The sequence below is a fragment of the Marinicella sediminis genome, assembly GCF_002000055.1.
Taxonomy (GTDB): Bacteria; Pseudomonadota; Gammaproteobacteria; order Xanthomonadales; family Marinicellaceae; genus Marinicella; species Marinicella sediminis.
This window is the reverse complement of record NZ_MVBD01000009.1, coordinates 184,684-205,107: the sequence shown is the minus strand read 5'-3', so window position 1 is coordinate 205,107 and position 20,424 is coordinate 184,684. Positions and strand designations below refer to the sequence as shown.

Genomic DNA, 20,424 nt, shown 5'->3' with positions numbered 1-20,424 from the left:
CAGCTGAAAAAATGCCAGCAGGAATTGATCCGCTTCAGACATCAGGAAGACACCAAACACTGACTCGTTTCTGATCTGACTGATTTCACAGCCTGGTCACAAGAAAAACGGCTGCCGGCTTTAATCGCCAAGCTTAATGCATTGGTCAGGTGGTACAGACCAGAATTAATTCATGTCTTTCGGGTACAGCTTGGTTTCAAAGTATTTTTGCCATTGACCATCTATCAGCTTTTCGCCATATTCATTCCAACCGCCATCAGGTAAACGCTGAAAGGTGAGTCTGGCGTCATTGTTGATGTTCACACATTTGAATTGCTGTTTCTTCAGTTGACATTTGGAGGGTACTGGCTTCTTTTTGCCTCGGAATGGTGTGTAAAAATAATGGCCGGCCTCGTGATCATAGTAAATGACCGTGTGAAGTTGGTACAGCAACTCACCATCGATCAGTCCTTTGGCATTGATCAACAGTAAATTGGCATCCAGGTCAAATCTGACGTTCTCGATGTCGTGAAAATCCTGAGTCTTGCCATCTTCCAGGTAACTCACACCTGGCCCTTCCCAATGGCCAGTCAAAAATTCCAAGGCCTCAATGGGGTTGGGTTGTTCTTGAGAAATTGTCAGCGAAGAGTACATGAGTGACAAAATAATAAGTGATATATTTATGAGTATTTTCATTGACTTTCCATATTTTTTTAAAATTTTACATATCTTCCAAGTCAATCGACTTGGACACCCTGACCAACGATTGTGCAACATGGAAGAAAATGGAGCAACCACAAATGTCCTGACCATTGTCAATCGAGGTTGACTGGCATACCCTGACATATGGTTGGTGTAAAAAAATCATGGCTGACTCAGAAACTCAGTTATGATGCACATAACCAATACCAGATGCGAAACCAACGGCCTCAATGATAGCAACTGAACACCAAACAACTCATGGTCACATTTCGACCACACATGTCATTGGGATGCTGTTGCTGGTGTTGTTGAGCGGCTGTCAAAACCATCATGGTCAGGATGACGGGTCAGATTTGGCGTTTGTTCAACTGCAAAATGCCATGGTGGCCAAAGAGTTTGGCTGGATCAAAAACAATCTTCGAATTGACAACATCAAAGACAGCCAGCGCTTTGAGGCTCAGCTGCTGATTGCTGAGGCCTGGTTGGCAGGTGATGATGCCAACGCAGAAAAGGCTTTGCAATATTTGTATGCAGCTGAACAGCTGGCACCCAGCGATCAACGCACCAAACGATTAATCATTCGCGTCCTGAATCACACAGGTGATTGGCAGACCCTGGAACAGCGCCTGTCCGATGAAACAATCGCCCCACTCCATAAGGTTCCCATCTATCTGAACATTGATCCGGAAAAAGTCCCTCAACTATTAAGTGAAGTACCTGAAGAAGAACAACACATGCGGTACCATGAACTCAAGGCACAACACCTCTTTGACGTGAATGATTTGGCTGGCAGCATGCGACACATTGAGACAGCCAGCAAACTGGGATCATTAAATGTCATCACATACCACATGGGTTATCAGCTGCAACTGAGGCTTGGCAACCAGGAGAACGCCGCTTCATTGATGGAAATTCACAGTCGACTATCAAGCCTCAGATCACTACAGGTATCAGTCAGAGATCAATTGAACATCGTCCGGGAGTTGTTGGCGCTGAATCCGTCGTTTTCAAACAATGATGCGTTTAATTTGTTACACATCAGATTATTACTGACTACCCATCAATACACCACCGCCTCTGAAAAACTGCTGAAGATGGATGTCAAATCCCTGGATGACGACATCGGTCATGAATTATTGAATGTCCTGGTACAACACGCCCAGTTCAAACTGGCAGATGAAGTGCTTCAGCTCCGGTCATCCATGGGCTTTGATGAACGCAGTGGCCACCTGGTTTGTTTGATTAAAAGCCAACTGCTTGAGCCCGCCCCGGCGATTAAGTTCTGTCAACAAAACATAAAACAATTCCCCTGGTATGCAGCCACACACCAACAGATCGCTGAGCTGTTGATTCTACTGGATCAGTTAGAAGCTGCCAAAGAACACCTGCTCACAGCCATCAGTCATGCTCCCTGGAACGATGAATGGCGCTTGATGCTGGCCCGTGTTTTATTGTCTGAGGGGCATATGGCAGAGGCCCGGGACATCCTGGACCAAGCCCTCAATCCAGAGGTGCCAATGATTGTGCAATTCAAAAAAGCCAATGGATTGTTGTCATTATGATGTATAAATTCAGTGCTTTATCATCCATCATATTTGGCTTGCTGCTGTCGCTCAGCGTAACAGATTTGCAGGCTGAATTTTTTCACGATGTCACGGATGAACTTGCAATTAATTTTCAACATCGGGATGACAGAGACGGCCAATACCAGTTCACTGAAACTTCGGGAAGTGGAACTGCCTGGTTGGATTTTGATGCCGATGGCGACCTGGATTTGTTGTTTTTAAACGGCTCCAATAATCGCCCGGATTCAGGACAGGCCACATCCCACGTGTTGTATGAGCAACACAACCAGCGTTTCAAACCAACCACACTGCAATCGGGCATCCTGAACACCAGCAAAGCCATGGGCGTGTGTGCGGCTGATGTCAACGACGATCGGCTAGTTGATCTGTACATCACCCATTATGGACAGGATTATCTTTACCTCAGTCAATCTGGAAGCAAACGCACATCAATTTTCAAAGCCGTCATCATTGACACCGACCCCGCCAAAAACCAATGGTCGACCAGTTGTGCCTTTGGTGATGTGGACAACGATGGCGACCTGGATTTGTATGTCACCCGCTATGTTGAGTACACCATGAATGGCAACAGTGATTGCGTTACCACAGCCACCTCAGGCTATTGTAATCCCCTCGCCTACCAAGGCCAGCAAGATGCCCTGTTCATCAATAATGGCCTGGGATCATTCACCGAAGAGTCATTACAACGGGGTATCCTTAACACCCGCCAGGACCGTGGGTATGGCGTGGTCATGACTGATTATGATCACGATCAGGATCTGGACATTTACGTTGCCAATGATGGCAGTCAAAACCGACTCTATGTCAACAACGGGCAAGGTACATTCACTGACCAGGGCCTGATGTCCGGAACCGCATTGAACCGCAGCGGTCGGCCGGAAGCCGGCATGGGAATCGCCCTCGGAGATGTCAACAACGATGGCTACCCTGACTTTTTGGTCACCCATTTCTCCATGGAATCCAACACCCTGTACATCAATCAAAAGAACGGCTTTTTCAGTGATGCAACCAATCAGTATGGCTTGTTCAAGCCGTCTTATTCACTGGTTGGATGGGGCACCCTGTTCAGCGATGTGAACAATGACGGCTTTGAGGACCTGATCATTGTCAATGGCAACCTGGATGATCAATTCACCAACGCTTTGAACCCGGAAATTTCTTATGCACAGCCCAATCAGATCATGCTCAATCAGGCAGGTCAACGGTTCAACATCCTTCCTGTCAGCAGGGCATTTGGTTCAGGCCCCCACAGATCAAGCCGCGGGTTGGCCATGGGTGATTTCAATAACGATGGACTGGCAGACTTGAGTATAAACAACGTCAACGACCGGGCTCAAATCTATACAAACAAGCATAAAACCAACAACAATTGGTTGGGCGTTTCTTTGGTTGGGCCAGCCAGTAACCACTATGCGATCGGTGCCAAAGTCATCATCACAACCAATGATCTGCGCCTGCAAAAAGAGGTGGTCAGCGGTGGCAGTTTTCTCAGTCAATCTGACTTCAGGTTAATTTTTGGTTTGCAGCAATCCGGCGATTCAGTCAAACTGTCGGTGATTTGGCCAGATGGCAAACAATCAAACCATTTCATGGAGTCACTCAATCGATACCATGAGATCCATTATCCACGCCAACATTGAATCCCTGTCTGTTGTGGCATGGATTACCGGAAGTATCATTTTACAATTCAATTTTCTGTTTTATAATCAATCAAATCGCCTTCGGTCATGGCCATTAGAGTCATCTTTGACCGTTGAAAAAAATAACACCACACCACCATGATTGATATTCAGGTCGTGTCAAAAAGCAGATAAGCACGACTGTGAATCACAGAACACCAGCAAATCCATCAAGAGGGGACCATTCCAGTGAGAAAAATTGTAATAATTGCGTTCGTATTGATGTTGGCCAGTTGCCAACAGCCTGAGCCACAGATTCCAGATGTTGCCTGGTCAAAGAACAACCAGGGCGTGGGTCAAATGGGATCGTTCGATTATGACCAGGCTTTTGAGACATTCAATGATTTGCATCAACAATACCCGGCAGAAAAAATCTTTCATCAGAATTGGGTCATTGCAGTCATTAATCGTCAGCAAAGCGGTGATGAAGCTTTGGCCATGGAAGAGCTGACTGGTTTATTGGCCAATGATCAGGGCAATGTGGTGGCTCATTACCTGAAGGGATTGTTGCATTTCAATCAAGGTGACTGTGCGACTGCCAGCCAACATTTTCAAACAGTGGTGGATGCCGACCCAAACGATGCCTATGCCAGTTATTTCCTGGGTCAATGCCAATTACAGCAGGGCAACCTGGAGGTGGCTTACCAACGATTCACCAAAACCACCGAACTGGACCCCTATTTGAGGTCTGCCTATTATGGTGCATTCATGACCGCACAACGCCTGAACCTGGCTGATGAAGCCAAAGGCCACCTGCAGGACTATCAACGCATGGAAATGAATCCCCAGTCCAGACTGGCGGAGATCAAATACACCAAAATGGGCCCCAAAGCATCGGTTCAGGTCAAACCCATGACAACAACAGAACAACCCAATGCCCCGCTGGCGGCCTTGTCTGATCCATTTGCGGCCAAACAATCATGGCCCAACACACCCGTTCATTCGCCGTTCACTGTGGTCAATCAACAACGCCTGGAATTATGGGTCAGCGCTGAAAATGAAATTCAGGTGTACACTCTGGGGGCCAACGGACCTGAATTAAGTGGACAACGTCCGGCTCCGGGGATAACCCCAGATGACTTGATTTCAATCACCGACATCAATCAGGATGGTATGCTCGATGGCTACGTCACCCGACCAGGTTCACCTGATCGGATTTACGTGGCCAATGAGGATGACAACTGGGCATTACTTGAAGCTGCATTGGCGGAGGGTGAACTGCCAGAGTCCAAGCGGGTTCAGGTGGCCGATTTGGATCATGACGGTGACTTGGATGTGTTGACCCTGGACCAAAATGGCATGGTGCATTTGTTGAATAACAACAATGACATGACCTTCAAAGACATCAGCCATGACCTCATCAAGCCAGCCAACAACGGGGGGTTCATCGCCAGCGCCTTACTTGATCTGGATGGTGATCGTGATTTGGATGTTGTGCTGCTGGCTGAACAATCCATGTCGATTGTGCTTAATGACCGCATGTGGTACTACCAACTCAGAGAACACCCACTACCCGCCCCGGCAACTCAGCTGGCGGTCAATTACGGGCAGGCGGGTGAACCCTTGTTTCACATCAACACAGGCAACAGCATTCAGGTCGGTCACTATGACGCCTTCGCCGACAAACTGAAATGGCAGGAACTCAGCTTTGATGTTGATGTTGCTGCGTTTGACCTCAGGGACGTCAACGGAGATGGTACAGATGATTACCTGATCCACACAGCTGAGCAAACCCAAATCATCAACGCCAACGACCAGACAGTTCTGCAAGCCCTGACTCATGACGTGGCACCACAAAATCACTGGCTTGTTTCGGGAGTACAAGGACCTGAATTCATCACCCAAGACGCCACTGGCATCAACATCTGGCCGGCAAGCAGCAACCGACATGGTTTCATCAGGCTGCAATTGTCTGGCAGAGAACTGGCCGCAGACTCCATGCGATCAAACGCACTGGGCTTGGGCACCGAACTGATTGTCCACCGAACCCACGGTGTGCAAAAAAGCCTCTACCTGAGTCAATCCAGACAAGCCAACCAGCATTTCGATGCGGCCAATGTGGTTTCATTTGTACCACGAGGTGAATCTGGCCAGATTGATTTCCTTGAACTGATCTGGTCTGATGGGGTTTATCAAACCGAATTGGGTTTGGCCTCAGGACAATCCCTTGTCATCACCGAAACCCAAAGACAACTGTCGTCTTGCCCGGTGCTGTTCATGAACATTGATGGTGAGTTTCAATTCCTCACCGATGTGATGGGTGTTGGTGCCATGGGTTTTTTGGTGGCCAAAGACCAATATGGCCCACCGCGTGACTGGGAGTTTTTACTGTTGGACCAGGACAAGGTTGAACGCAGTGACCTGAGCTTCCTGGTGACTGAACCCATGGAAGAAACCATGTTCCTGGATGCCTTGGCCATGAAGGTATATGAGGTAGATGAACATGTCCATGCGGTGCTTGATGAGCGACTTTCCATTCAATCGGAGCAACCTTCCGGTGAGCTGATGTTTTATCAGGAACAAATCATGCCGCTGCAAGTCATCAGCCAGGATGGCAGCGATCAGACAGCAGCCAACCGCACGGTTGATGCCGACCCATTGCCTGTGGGTGAATTGGATCTGCGCTTCCTGGGTCACCTCAAAGAACCTCAGGTTCACACCATGCTGTTTGATCAGGAACTGTCGGGTGATTGGATTTTGATGATGCATGGTTGGGTTGAGTATGGCTATTCACAAACCAGTTTCAGCGCCTGGCAAGCCGGTCAAAAACTGCAGTACCCAAGTCTGGATGCTGAAATTGATGGCGAGTGGATCAACCTGCTCGACAACTGGGGTTTTCCTGCCGGCATGCCCAAAATGTCGGCCATCGAGTTCACCATTCCAGCGGGTAAAACTGCCACCAAACTGCGGATTCGAAGCACCCAGGAGGTTTACATTGATCAGCTCAGTGTGGCCCAAAGGATTTACCCGGAGGTGACCGAACGTGCTTTGCCGTTGGTCTTCGCCAATCAATCAGTGCTGGGATTCCCGCACCGGGGAAACGGTCCGCATCGATACCCGATTTATGACTTCTCCCGACTTCAGCCATTTGCCGACACCAGGCACATGACCGGTGCGTACACCCAACTGGGGCCTGTGGAGCCTTTGGTGACTGACAAAGACAATGCCATTGCCATTGTTTCCGGCGGTGAGGCCGTGACGTTCCAGTTTGAACAAACCACACAAGTTGTTCCAAAAGGAAAACAACGGTTTTATGTCATGGAATTTTACGGCTGGGCCAAAGACATGGACATGCTGACCGAGCATGATAAATACCTGCTGCCTTTACCACACACCGGGGAAATTTCTGAACAAGCCAAAGCTTTGAATCAGCAATACAACACCCGGTTCATGTCTGGCAATTAAGCAGATTCATCAGCGTGAACAGACCCAGTCAAGTCGTCGGCCACAAACTGTACCCCTTGTTGGTGGTGGTTTTGGTGTTGACGACGTTGTTGTTGTTTAATTCGCTGTATTTGAGTGGGGTCACTTTTTATGAGTGGTTCGCCGGACAAAACATTCAGGAAGACTTTTATCTGTGGATGTTTGTGGTGCATTTGTTTTTGGGCTTGTGCCTGATCCTACCTTTCATCATTTATGCCTTGATTCATGCGGTCAAGGCGAGACATGTGAAAAACAAAACCGCCAAACGGGCGGGCTATACGTTGGTTGTGGCAGCCCTGGTGGTGTTCATCACAGGTGTGTTACTCACCCAGTTCAACACCGATTTTGAAGTCATCAATGCCCGCTTCCGACAACCACTTTATTGGCTGCATGTGTTGGTGCCCATCGTGTGTCTCTGGTTGTTTGTGTTGCATCGCCTGGCCGGACGTGCTTTCAATCTGCGGCCAGTGAAATGGATTTCGGCAGTGGCCATACTGGCCGTTGTGATGCATGCAGCGCTGCAGCAGGAAACCGACATGCCTCAAGGCCAACATCCAAAACTGGCACCCACCCAGGCAAGCACCCGCTCAGGTGATCTGGTGCCAGCTGAAAAACTCAATAACAATGAATTTTGTGTGTCTTGTCACCAGGACTCTCATGCCCAATGGCTGGGATCTGCCCATCACTTTTCGAGTTTCAATAACCCTGCTTACGCCTTCTCTGTGAACAACACTGTGGCCGCACTTCATGCCCGTGACGGACAGGCAGATGCCGCCCGGCTGTGTGCGTCCTGCCATGATCCTGTGCTGTTGTTCAGCGGTCAATTTGACGGTTTACCCATTGCTGAACAAGCCAGCAAAGACGCCACCGCAGGCATCACCTGCAGCGCTTGTCATCTGGTTGGCCAGATCAACAGCCATCAGGGCAATGGGGCTTATCAACTGGCGATGGCCACTGAATACCCTTTCACCAATGCAGAATCCGACTGGCTCAACAGCATCAATCAGTTTCTCATCAAAAGCAAACCTGAACTGCACAAAAGGACTTACCTTAAACCATTGCATGAAAGCGCAGAGTTTTGTTCCACCTGTCACAAAGTGTCCCTGCCGGAATCACTGAATGATTACCGTTGGTTAAGGGGACAAAATCATTACGACAGCTTCTTGCAAAGTGGTGTGTCAGGCCACAATGTGGACAGCTTCTATTATCCTCAAAAAGCCATTAAAAACTGTCAGCAATGTCACATGAAACCTGTTGAGTCAAACGACATCTCGGCACGGTATGAGCCGATAACACAGCAACGACTGATCAAAAATCATGCTTTTGATGTGGCCAACACCGCTCTTCGCTATTTACACGACAAGCCTTTTGATGAAAACAGCTCGGCCTTGCTCAAAGGGTCGGTCAGCGTTGATCTTTTGGGTGTAAAAAGCAATGAGCCCAATGCCCCCTTGCGCATCAACAATGGACAAGTGCTGTACATCGAGCCGGGTCAAACACACCAACTGGAAACAGTACTCAGAACCCAAACCCTGGGTCACAGCTTCACCCAGGGCACCGCAGATTCCAATCAAATCTGGCTTGAACTGGCCATGTTTCATGATGATCAGCTGGTGGCTCACAGTGGCGGCATCAATGATCAGGGTGAATTGGATCCTTACGCTTACATGGTGAACACTTATGTCATCGATCGTCAAGGCAACCGCATCAGTTTACGCAACCCCGAAGACATATTCACTGCCTTGTATAACCATCAGATTCCTCCTGGTGCGGCCTCGGTGGTGCATCATGAATTTTCAGTGCCCGAAGATTTTTCAGGTGATCTGCGGATTGAAGCCAAATTGTTGTATCGAAAGTTTGATACCGAATATTACCGGGCATTCATGAATCAGGCAGCACTCAACAACGACTTACCGGTTGTCTTGATCAATCAGGCCAGCATACTGCTGAGCACAGATCAGGACACCGCAGACGGGGCACAAGCGGTTGATTGGCGGCGTTGGAATGACTACGGCATTGCCCTGCTGCGGGCAACTGAATACCGCTTGGCACTGAATGCCTTTGCCAAGGTGTCTGATGCTGGTCGCGCCGAGGGCTTCATCAATACTTTGCGTGTTCACCTGAATGAAGGTCAGTTGGAATTGGCTCAACAGGCATTAAACCGAGCCAGGAATCATGGCTCTTTCCCCTACCCCTGGCAATTGGATTATTACCAGGGACGACTGGATTTTCTCAACGGCCGCATCGAACAAGCCCTCAATGCCTATCATCGGGCAGTGAACAGTGACTACCCCGAAGCCATGGAGGCTGGATTTGATTTCAGTCAAGATTATGGTTTTTTGACTGAATTGGCTGAGGGCTATGTGCAAATGGCGTTGATTGATCAAAACAGCCAACCCTGGATCAACAAAGCCAGGGAAGTCTATGAACAAATTTTGGCCATCAATTCAGAACTGTCTGATGCCTACTATGGATTGTTTCGTTTGGCCAAAATGACCGGAGATACCAAAACAGCTGAACACATGCAACAACTGCATGAATATTACAAAGCTGATGACCAGAACCACGATCAGGCCATTCACCAGGCCAGAAAGAAAAATCCGGCGGCAGACAAAGCTGCCAATCGAGTGGTTATTTATGCCATCGAACCTAATGAGGAGTATCACTTGACCATTGAACACTATCAGACTTTAACCGGCATTGACCTGATGTGAGCAGATATCGCACATTTTACCGCAACACCATCGCGGGCCTGCTCATCATTGTGGGCCTTGTGGCCATCCTGGTATACGTGAAAAAACAACCAATCGAACAAAGCAAACCCGACCGTGAAGAACCGTTGTCCCCGGTACTGATGAGCAGACCTGAACCTCCCCCAATTTCCTTCGTTGAAGAGGCCAATGCCAGGGGCATTGATTTCATTCCTGAAAATGGTGCGGTTGGTGACAAGTGGCTGCCAGAGTCCATGGGTTCGGGTGTGGCGGTTTTCGATGTTGAGAATGATGGTGACCTGGACTTGTATTTCAGCAATGGCCGCAGCTGGGATGATGCCAGTCCCACCTTTGGACGTTTATACCTCAATGACGGCCATGCCCGGTTCAGCGATCACACCAGGGCCAGTGGTTTGGACCATTCAATTTATGGTACCGGTGTGGCGCTGGGTGATGTGAATCGCGACGGCCTGATGGATCTGTTTGTTGCTGCAGTGGGGGCCAACCAGTTGTACATCAATCAGGGTAACGGGATGTTTCAGGAAACCACAGCAACTTTGGATTGTGGCAACTCTGACTGGAGCAGTTCTGCCGGTTTCTTTGATTATGATCAGGATGGTGACGACGACCTGCTTGTTCTCAATTACATCAGTTGGTCACCAGATCTGGATAACAAGGTCAATTATCAAATTGAAGGCATCGGCAAAGCCTACGGTCCGCCGAACAATTTTCCAGGCACTCAACTGTGTTTGTTCGAAAACCATGATGGCAACTTCAATGACATTTCTGCAACCAGTGGCTTATCAGATCAGCAGCTGGCCACTTCCAGCAAGGCACTGGGACTGGTCTTTTGGGATGTTAACCAGGATCACATGCTGGACGTGGTGGTGGCCAATGACACCGTTGCTAACCAGGTGTTCATCAATCTGGGCAATGGCCGGTTCTCAGAACAAGGCGGCCAATCGGGCATTGGCTTTGATGCCGCGGGAAAAGCCACTGGTGCCATGGGTATTGATGTCGCGCATTATTTGAACAATGACCGCACCGCCATTGCAATCGGTAATTTTGGCGGAGAATCATCATCGTTTTATGTGTCCCGCACACAGCTGTTTTTCACAGATGAAGCGATGATTTCCGGTATTGGAGCTGCCAGCCGATCGGTGGTGGGCTTTGGCACGTTTTTCTTTGATTATGACCTCGATGGTCATCTGGACTTTTTTCAAACCAACGGACACGTTGAAAACCTGATTCAGCAAGTCGAAAGTGGTGTGAGCTATCAACAGCAGAACCAGCTGTTCTGGCATTGTGGCCTGTCATGCCAACCGACATACCAACTGGTTCAGAATGCTGGTGACCTCAGTGCTGATGCCTTGGTGGGGCGGGCTGCTGCCTATGGTGATTTAGATGCGGATGGTGATTTGGACATCATCGTCACTCAAGTCAATGCCCCGACCCGCCTGTACATCAATCAACAAAACACCCCTCATCAATGGATCACGCTGAGTTTAAGCACTGCTGATCATAGGTCCATCATTGGTGCCACGATAGAAGTGAGCGGCACATTTGGCACTCAAAAGCACGTGTATTCACAAACCAGAAGTTACCAATCACAGGTTCAACCATGGATCACACTTGGCTTGGGACAAAACACCACCTTACCCGTGAAAGTCACAGTGACTGAATTGAATGGCCGCAGCCACACCAGGTCTTTCTCATCAGTCAACCAAGTGGTTAATTGGGAGCTGTAAACCGTCATCAACCCATGCGTTGTTGAAGGGTAACCAAGGACATTCCTGGAAGACCACAACACACGACACAGTGGATCATGTGTCCTGTGATGCCCCGCAGATTTGACGGTCTCGAAGCGGTTGATTCATCCTCACAGAGGCACTAAACTAAACGACATAAACAGATCATCGTCCGAGCCACCAACCACACAATGATACCCATGACATCAAAACTCACAGTGAAACTCAACAACCATGTCATCAATGCCATGCACACTTTGTGGCTTTTGTTTCTCTGCCTGGTTCTGCCTGGATGTCAGAGACAGCAGGCTGATTCTGAATCAAATAAAACGGTCAAAACACAAAAACCAGTCTTTATCGATGTGGCTGAACAAGTGGGTGTACTGATGACACACCGCAATGGCATGTCCGGACAATTGTATTATCCCGAAGTCATGGGCGCATCAGCTGCACTGTTTGACATGGATGGCGACGGCGATCTGGATCTGTACCTGGGGCAAGGCCGTCAGCTGGAACAGGAACAACCTGGCTTAGCTGAGGACAGGGGGAGGCTGTATCGCAATGATGCTGAACGTGGTTCATTGCAGTTTACTGATGTGACAGAAACCAGTGGTTTGTGGTCTGACGGTTATGCCATGGGCATCGCCACCGGTGACGTCAACAACGATGGATGGACGGATGTGTTTTTGGCCAACTTTGGATCCAACCAGTTGTTCATCAACCAGGGTGATGGCACCTTCAGCGAATCCAATCAGAACGCGATCACAACAGATGAATTGTTTTCCAGCAGCGCCGCCTTTGTGGATGTCAATGCCGATGGCTGGCTGGATTTGTATGTCACCCACTACATTGACTACCAAATTGCCACACACAGCGACTGTTTTAATGAAACCGGAGCCCTTGAGTATTGTGGCCCATCATCCTACCCGCCGCTGGCTGACCAATTGTTCATCAACACCGGCGATGGTGCTTTTCGTGACGAGAGTGCGGCCCGGGGCATCACCAAAGAAGGGGCTGGTTTGGGCGTTGTGACTGCAGACCTGAATGCCGATGGACTGATTGATGTGTATGTGGCCAATGACCAATCCCATAATTTCCTGTGGATCAATCAAGGTGATGGATATTTCACCGATGAGGCCTTGTTTCGTGGCACAGCGGTGAACCACCATGGGTTGGCAGAGGCCAGTATGGGGGTTGATGTTGGTGATGTCGACAATGATGGAGATTATGACTTGTTCATGACGCATCTGCTGAACGAAACCAACACCACCTATCTGAATGATGGCGGTGGGTATTTCTCAGACATGACCGCTGCATTGGGCATGGCAGATCCAAGTATGGGATTGACTGGATTTGGTGCGGCCTTTTTGGATTATGACAATGACGGATGGTTGGACGTACTGGTCGCCAATGGAGAAGTCAGACACATCAAATCACAAGTGGATGCAGGGATTGACTTTCCTCTGAAACAAACCAATTTATTACTGAAAAATAAAGCCGGCACATTTTCAGATTTAACCCATTTAGCTCCGGTGTTGTTAACCCCTGAAGTCAGTCGGGCCCTGGCTGTGGGTGATTTGGACAATGATGGAGACACCGATGTCATCATCACCAACATCAATGCCCGAGCCAATGTACTGGTTAACCAAATGGGTCAGGACAGTTCATGGTTGGGCTTGAGTCTGTTGACTTCCTCAGGTCGCTTTGACCTGGGCGCATGGGTGATATTGAAATTGTCTGACGGCTCCACAGTAAAACGCCGGGTCAGGACAGATGCCAGCTATCTGGCAGCCAATGATCCGCGCATCCTGTTTGGCTTATCAGTTCATACACAATCCGTTGACCTTGAAGTGCGATGGACCAATGGCCAGCAAGACAGTTATGAAGGTCTTGAATTGAATCAGTATCACATCCTGCAACAACAATGAAAGTACTGTTGACAATGACCGTTTGTGCTTTACTGGGTTTACTGGCTTACGGGATCAGTTTGCAACAGCAACAATCGGTTAAACCACTGGCAGTTCAGCCCCCTCCTTCATTTCCTGAGTTTAACCTCGACAATGATTACGATCCTCCCGTCAAACAACAATTCATTGAACGGTTGGATTACATTGGATTAATCAGGAATACTGGTGGTAACCCAGCTCAATTGGCATGGGCATACGGTCAACTGTGTCGTTTGTTTCATGCCTATCAACAAATGGACGAAGCCAGAGATTGTTATCTCAACGCCATCCATTTGGATCCCACTGAAGAAGAATGGTCCTATTTACTCGCTCACGTCTATCTGACCACAGGTTTTAATGACCTGGCGATTGACTATTTTTCCAGGGCCCTGGCAAACAATCAATCAATACAAACACAATACTGGCTGGCCCATGCCCATCAGGTCAATCAGGATCATGACATGGCTGAAGCTCAATACATGGAGCTGTTGTCCTATGAACCGGATCATGCGATGTCATTGTATGGTCTGGCAAAGATCAAACAACAAAACAATGACTTTAAGGCAGCCATTAAATTGCTGAATAAGGTCCTCAAAACCCAACCGCAAGCTCATCAGGTCAACTACTTACAGGGTCAGCTGTATCGAAAAATCGGCGACATCGAAAAATCCAGAACATTGCTGAGTTCAATCGCTGATGATCGGTTTGCCAAAGTATCCATCAGTCTGTATGACCCCTACATGCAACATGTGTCGGATTTGCGGATCAGTGCTCAATCTCAGGCCAGAATGGGCAGGAAAGCGGTCGCACAAAAGAATTACCAAGAAGCCATCAGGTATTTTAAAAATGCGGTGGCTGCCAATGAAACAAGGACCGATACCCGATACAACCTGGCAATGGCCTGGTTTTTATCAGGCCAACTTCAATTGGCTCAGGAACAATTAACAGCCGTGCTGAAGCTGGATGCTGAACATGAAAAAGCCATCCAGTTACAAAACCGCATCCAAAAACGATTGAACGCCAAATGAACACACCACTAGCCACCAATTGTTCACCCGCAAAGCAATCTCATGGTCCTGGCCTTAGGTCTGAACCTCAAGCATCGATGAGCGTCAATGCATGCATCATTCTGCTGACCATCCACAACGGGGTCACAACATGACAAAAACCATCCCTTATTTGTGGTGTTGTGTGTTGCTGCTGACCGGTTGCCTGTTGTCAGGATGTGACAACAGGCAATCCACCAATGGGAACGAAGCATTTCTTTCAGAGGACCAAACTGTTGATCAGACTGGACAAGATGCCGAAACTGCTCGCATGGTGCTGCGCTTAAAAACACTGCGTGAACAGGTGGATCCCATGCAACATGCTTTTCGTTCTGAAGACCGCTTAAACCTCCTCAAGAAAGCCTCTCAGGATGCACCCATCACATTGAAACTGGCTTGGCAATTGGCATTTGAACAGATGCTGGCAGGTTATTCAGCACAAGCAGGCAATGCATTCGAAACCCTGTTGCAGCAGAATGCACACCGACCCGCCTTGGCAGACCCGATCACCCGACGACACTTAAAAAGCCTGGCGGCCATTGCTTACATGAGAATGGGAGAACAAGCCAATTGCGTGATGCTGCATGGCGCCCAAAGTTGTTTGTTTCCAATTAATCCAGCCGCCATTCATGAGAACCAACTGGGTTCTGAGCGGGCCATGCGCCTGTATGCCGAGATCCTGAGTGATTACCCTGATGATATGACCAGTCGCTGGCTGTATAACCTGGCAGCGCAAACCCTGGGTCTCCCGGTGTCCGAGTTACCGGAGGACTGGCAGATTCCATTGAATTTGTTTACTTCCGATGTTGAGCTGCCTCCCTTCATCAACAAAGCCACAGCCACCAACAGCGCCATCACAGACCTGGCAGGTTCTGTGGTGGCCGAAGACTTCAATGGTGATGGTTTATTGGATTTGATGGTATCGGCATGGGGTGAGCGTTCACAATTGCGGGTGTTGATCAATCAAGGTGATGATGGATTTGTTGATCACACAGCATCCAGTGGGTTAAGTGGACTGTTTGGTGGATTGAATATTGTACCCGCTGATTATGACAATGATGGTGATGTTGATGTTTTGGTCTTACGTGGAGCCTGGTTAAAACACGCCGGACGCCAACCCAATTCATTATTGAACAATGACGGTACAGGGCGTTTTCAGGACGTCACTGAACGCGCAGGTTTGCTGAGTTTCCATCCCACACAAACCGCAGCCTGGGGCGATTTTGACAACGATGGCTGGCTTGATCTGTACATTGGCAATGAAAGCCGACCCAATGACCAACACCTGGGTGAACTGTACCGTAATCTGGGGAATGGCCGATTTGAGAACATCGCCGCCGCAGCCGGCCTGGCCACAGATGGATTCGTCAAAGGTGCGGTATGGGGTGATTATGACAACGATGGGCTGCTGGATTTGTACGTGTCAAATATGAACGGGGCCAATCAATTGTTCAAAAACCTCAGTGAACACGGACAATGGCGGTTTGTTGACGTGGCAGAATCAGCAGGTGTGGCTGATCCCAGATTTTCATTCCCAACCTGGTTCTGGGATTACAACAATGACGGCTGGCTGGATATCTTTGTCGCCGACTTTGCGCCCAATGCGTTTAATCGCCCTCAGGCCTTGAGCGCCTCTGAGTCGCAGGCCGTGGATGTGATCAATTGTTACCTGGGGTCATGTGACAGCCCAACCAAACCCCGGTTATATGAAAACCTGAAAAACGGACAATTTGCCGATGTCACTCAATCCGTGGGACTTGATCAACCTTTGTTGGCCATGGGGGCCAATTTTGGCGATGTTGATAACGACGGTTTCCTGGATGTTTATATTGGTACTGGAGCCCCGGATTTTCGTACCCTGATCCCGAACCGAATGTTCAGAAACAATGCCGGCACAGCTTTTCAGGACATCACCACCACGGCAGGCGTTGGGCATTTACAAAAGGGGCACGGGATTGCATTTGCTGACTTTGATAACGACGGAGATCAGGATATCTACGCTGTGATGGGAGGTGCTTACACCGGAGACGTTTACCAGAATGCACTGTTCATGAACCCGGGTCATGGCAACCATTGGCTGACCATCAGGCTGCAGGGCACTGAGTCCAACCGCTCAGCCATTGGCGCCCGGGTTACCCTAAACATCAATGACAACGGTACCGAACGTCAAATTCACCGACTCATCAGCAGCGGCTCCAGTTTTGGGGCCAACAGTTTACAACTTGAGGTAGGTTTGGGACAGGCCAGGCAAATAACGACTTTGCAGGTGCAATGGCCAGGCGGCAAAATACAGCAGTGGTCAAACATTCCAGTCGATCAATTCATCGAAATCATCGAAGGAAATGACCAATATGAAGGCTTCACACCCCCTATGGCGAATTTTTAGCGTTGGACTTAAGCACGGGTGTGAAGCGTTTCTTTTGACCGTTCTCGGAAACACTTTCAATGTAATAATAATAAACCTGCCTTTTTCTGACAGTCTCGTCGGTGTAAGAGTACTGGCTGATCAGATCAGTGGTCCCTGCACCCTGAATGATTTGCGAATTAATTTGTTTGAATGGCCCGGCCTCCAGCTCGGCACGATACACATTGTAGCCCAGATTATTCACTTCACTGGCGGTTTTCCACTTGAGGGTAAACGCTGAATGCTTCTGGGCACAAGCCACCAGCGATAACAACAAAACACACAATAAACCCAGCAGACGCCCATGACCCTTCATGATTTCCTCAACACAAAACGATTCAAAATTATGGACACCAACAAGCCCAACAACAGCCACATCCACCACCTGTTCGGGATCGGGTGAAAAAGTTTAATGGCTCGGATTTGACCGGCCGGATCCACATAACCACCAGGATGTGACAGCCAACGATGCCACCATTGGTGGGCAACCAGTCCCAATAAAGGATGCTCCAAATTGGCATGCCACAACACATAGCCATCGGTTTCCACCAACTGCAGTGAACGGTCATCAACGTCGATTTGCCATTGATTGGGTTGTGTCAATTTGGGCTTATAGCCGATGATGTTTTGTCTGGTGTTTTGCCATTGTACCGTAGGTGTGGAGACTGTGTTTTTCGGCACCACAGCCAAGTTCAGCTCGGTGGAAGACTCACGACTTATTTCTGATGACGCCATCCAAACGCCATGGACGTGGGCGGTGATCAACAACACCCAAACCACCCAGATCGTAACAGCCACTGCCTTTTTTTTGTGGTGCATTGTGCCGGCCATTCGACTAGTCAACACAAACAGACCATATACCAGCACACCAGCCAACAGCCAGGACACATTGGCATACCCCAAACCCGCCAATTGCTTGAACACAGCATGGCTGAAATCTCTGGGAACATCCAACCACCCACCGGGATAATCCAACACCCTGAAAGGGGTTTGCTTGTGTGGCCGGGAGGCCAGTTCGGCCATCTGTTCAATCGATTGGACATCAGTCACCGGAAAATTGGTCAGCAGTATCCCAGGTACCAAGGCCGGATCGATGCAATGATCACCACTCCATTTATCGGTGTTGTCTGACAACAACTCATCTGGAGCACCTCCCAGCACAGTTTGCCAGGATGCCCGGTAACCACGGTCATAGCCCAGAATTAAATCGGGTGCCAGTTGCTGATTCATGCCCTGATAAATATCGGAACGATCAAACACGTTCCTCACCACAGCATGATCACGCTCAGGATCAAACCACTCAGATAAACCACGCTTCAATTCACCGGTCAAAGCAGACGCCTCATCTGCGGTGACAATGCCCGCTGTTTCGCGACCTTGTTTGTTCAGGTAGATACCATTTAAACCCATGGCATAAGCCCTGGTTTGTGACCAGTCGATGTGTTCCAGCGAAAATGAAGCATCTGTGTGCCCCTCTTTCAGGGTCAGGTAACCCGCCTGCTCCAACCAGCGATTGAGGTGTGCATGTCGGTAATAGGGAGCAAACCCGTGATCACTCAACACCATCAGTCGATCATCCACCTTGAGCTGTTTCATGGTTTTACCCAGAATCCGGTCGGCTTGCTGATAGATCCACATAATCGGGTTGTCACTGTTCCCGTGTTCATCATGGGCAGGGTGCAGCGGATCCAACTGTCTCCAGAACATGTGGCTGACCCGATCAGTTTGGACAAACACAGAGACCACCAGCTCATTGTCCGGATCCGCCAATTGATCAAAAAACATGGCTTCCCGCTCAGCAAGGACCGTTTCAACCACCTCTAAAAAAGCCTGATCACTGATCAAACCATCGTTCAGCGACCAGGTTTCTTCAGGCATGCCCAGGGTGTGAAACAAACCCATTTTTTCAGACATCATGGCGGTGAAATCAGCTGGCGAAGCGATCGGCACCAAAGGTTTTGAGGGGTCAATGTGGATCGGTGAAACATACATTTTGAAGCGTGGAAAGGCCTCAACCAAATGCAATCGAACCATACCACTGACTGCAAAAATCCGGTAGTACTTAAAATCAAGCGGAATCCATTCGCTAAAGGCACCCTCTGTCAAAATGATCTGTTCACCACCCAACTCTATTTTCACCTGTTTTGGGCCATGATTGGTGATGGTCATGGGCGCGGATAAATGCCCTTCCCCCACTGGATTTTCTGGTCCTTTGATGCTTGTTTCGATGGCTTTATTCTGAATTGACACCCGAACAACTTCACCACCCACGCTGCCGGGATTCACATATTTGGTGCTGTAGTAACTGTATGTGCCCTGGGTGCCCAGTAAATCAGGTACCCCCATGCCAGAGAACATGCGGTGGATGTCATCAGGTGGATAGGTGGCAGGAACCCGCAGAATGCTGCTGTTGAGGTTTTTTTGTTGGGCCGTGATCCAGAACGGTTTACCAATTCTTTTGTTGTAGGTGTGTTGATGACCCAGCACATGAAGCAGTCCGAACCATTCATCCGGACCGGCTGGCTTGAGTCCGGAAATGGAATAATCTGCCTGTTGGGTTGCTGGATTTCGATGCACAAAATCAAAGATGCCATGCCCGCCCGGGTTCAAGCCGGTAGCAAACGAGGCCCAAGCCACCGGGGATTGAGCGGGATTGGTGGTTTGCAATTCTTGAAAATGCCCGCTGTCTGCAAGTGCCTTAAAGTTTGGCAAGTCCCCAGAGTCCATCCAGTTCTGTAACAACTGTGGGTCCATGCCATCAAAGCCCAAAACCACAGTTCTGGCACCACTGGTTTGAGCAATCAAAAGCATCACCAACAGCAATGAAACGATCCGTTGAATGAATTGCTTGATGTCAAAAAAGGCAACGATTAATGACTGATTGAAACTCATGATATTTTTCAAGGGGCAATGGGTAATGATCGCAGCATTCAACATTTAACAAATTTAATCCAACCCATCCCTGGAACAACCGATTGTTTTAACCATGGATCATTCACCCGACAAAACACAAGCCAGCACCCTGAACTGTGGTTAAAAAAAACCGGTATCATTATAGCCAAATTAATTCAACTTCGGTTCAGTCATTTGAATGATCTGTTGGTCATTAATTACCTGCTTGCCTGGCAACTGATCAATGCTGCATCTTTACATTTCGCCTGTTTAAATCCAACTTGAGGTTTAAATAATATGGCCATTCA

11 protein-coding genes are annotated in these 20,424 nt (G+C 48.8%); 8 read left to right on the top strand and 3 right to left on the bottom strand.

The window, feature by feature from the left end; genetic code table 11:
* Positions 1–165 precede the first annotated feature (165 nt).
* On the bottom strand, positions 166–675 hold the full coding sequence (locus B0475_RS13270; protein ID WP_157892951.1) for a hypothetical protein: 510 nt from the start codon (positions 673–675) through the stop codon (positions 166–168).
* Between the two features lie 236 nt (positions 676–911).
* On the opposite strand from B0475_RS13270, the gene B0475_RS13265 reads away from it, so the two are divergent.
* The 8 genes from B0475_RS13265 to B0475_RS13230 all read left to right on the top strand — a co-directional run bounded on the left by B0475_RS13265 (position 912) and on the right by B0475_RS13230 (position 17,206).
* Complete coding sequence (locus B0475_RS13265) at positions 912–2,243, top strand: tetratricopeptide repeat protein (protein WP_077412349.1); 1,332 nt, start codon at positions 912–914, stop codon at positions 2,241–2,243.
* Complete coding sequence (locus B0475_RS13260) at positions 2,240–3,907, top strand: CRTAC1 family protein (protein ID WP_077412348.1); 1,668 nt, start codon at positions 2,240–2,242, stop codon at positions 3,905–3,907. Before B0475_RS13265 ends, B0475_RS13260 begins: the two co-directional genes overlap by 4 nt.
* A 228-nt stretch (positions 3,908–4,135) precedes the next feature.
* Positions 4,136–7,351 carry an FG-GAP repeat domain-containing protein gene (locus tag B0475_RS13255; protein ID WP_157892950.1) on the top strand — a complete coding sequence of 1,072 codons (3,216 nt, stop codon included), beginning with the start codon at positions 4,136–4,138 and terminating at the stop codon, positions 7,349–7,351.
* A 14-nt stretch (positions 7,352–7,365) separates the two neighbouring features.
* The gene (locus B0475_RS13250) at positions 7,366–10,083 is read left to right on the top strand and encodes a multiheme c-type cytochrome (RefSeq protein WP_077412346.1); all 2,718 of its coding nucleotides are present in this window, start codon (positions 7,366–7,368) and stop codon (positions 10,081–10,083) included.
* Entirely contained in the window at positions 10,080–11,828 is a 1,749-nt protein-coding gene (locus B0475_RS13245; RefSeq protein WP_077412345.1) for a CRTAC1 family protein, read from the top strand. Before B0475_RS13250 ends, B0475_RS13245 begins: the two co-directional genes overlap by 4 nt.
* Before the next feature lie 200 nt (positions 11,829–12,028).
* Complete coding sequence (locus B0475_RS13240; RefSeq protein ID WP_198538279.1) at positions 12,029–13,756, top strand: CRTAC1 family protein; 1,728 nt, start codon at positions 12,029–12,031, stop codon at positions 13,754–13,756.
* Positions 13,753–14,802: a tetratricopeptide repeat protein gene (locus B0475_RS13235; protein WP_077412343.1), complete on the top strand. Its 1,050-nt coding sequence runs from the start codon at positions 13,753–13,755 to the stop codon at positions 14,800–14,802. Before B0475_RS13240 ends, B0475_RS13235 begins: the two co-directional genes overlap by 4 nt.
* Before the next feature lie 130 nt (positions 14,803–14,932).
* Positions 14,933–17,206: a CRTAC1 family protein gene (locus tag B0475_RS13230; RefSeq protein WP_198538277.1), complete on the top strand. Its 2,274-nt coding sequence runs from the start codon at positions 14,933–14,935 to the stop codon at positions 17,204–17,206.
* Here B0475_RS13230 and B0475_RS13225 read toward each other — a convergent pair.
* On the bottom strand, positions 17,190–17,540 hold the full coding sequence (locus tag B0475_RS13225) for a hypothetical protein (protein ID WP_077412341.1): 351 nt from the start codon (positions 17,538–17,540) through the stop codon (positions 17,190–17,192). The genes B0475_RS13230 and B0475_RS13225 overlap by 17 nt on opposite strands.
* Entirely contained in the window at positions 17,537–20,116 is a 2,580-nt protein-coding gene (locus B0475_RS13220; RefSeq protein ID WP_198538275.1) for an alkaline phosphatase family protein, read from the bottom strand. The genes B0475_RS13225 and B0475_RS13220 overlap by 4 nt, the downstream gene beginning before the upstream one ends.
* Positions 20,117–20,424: the final 308 nt, after the last annotated feature.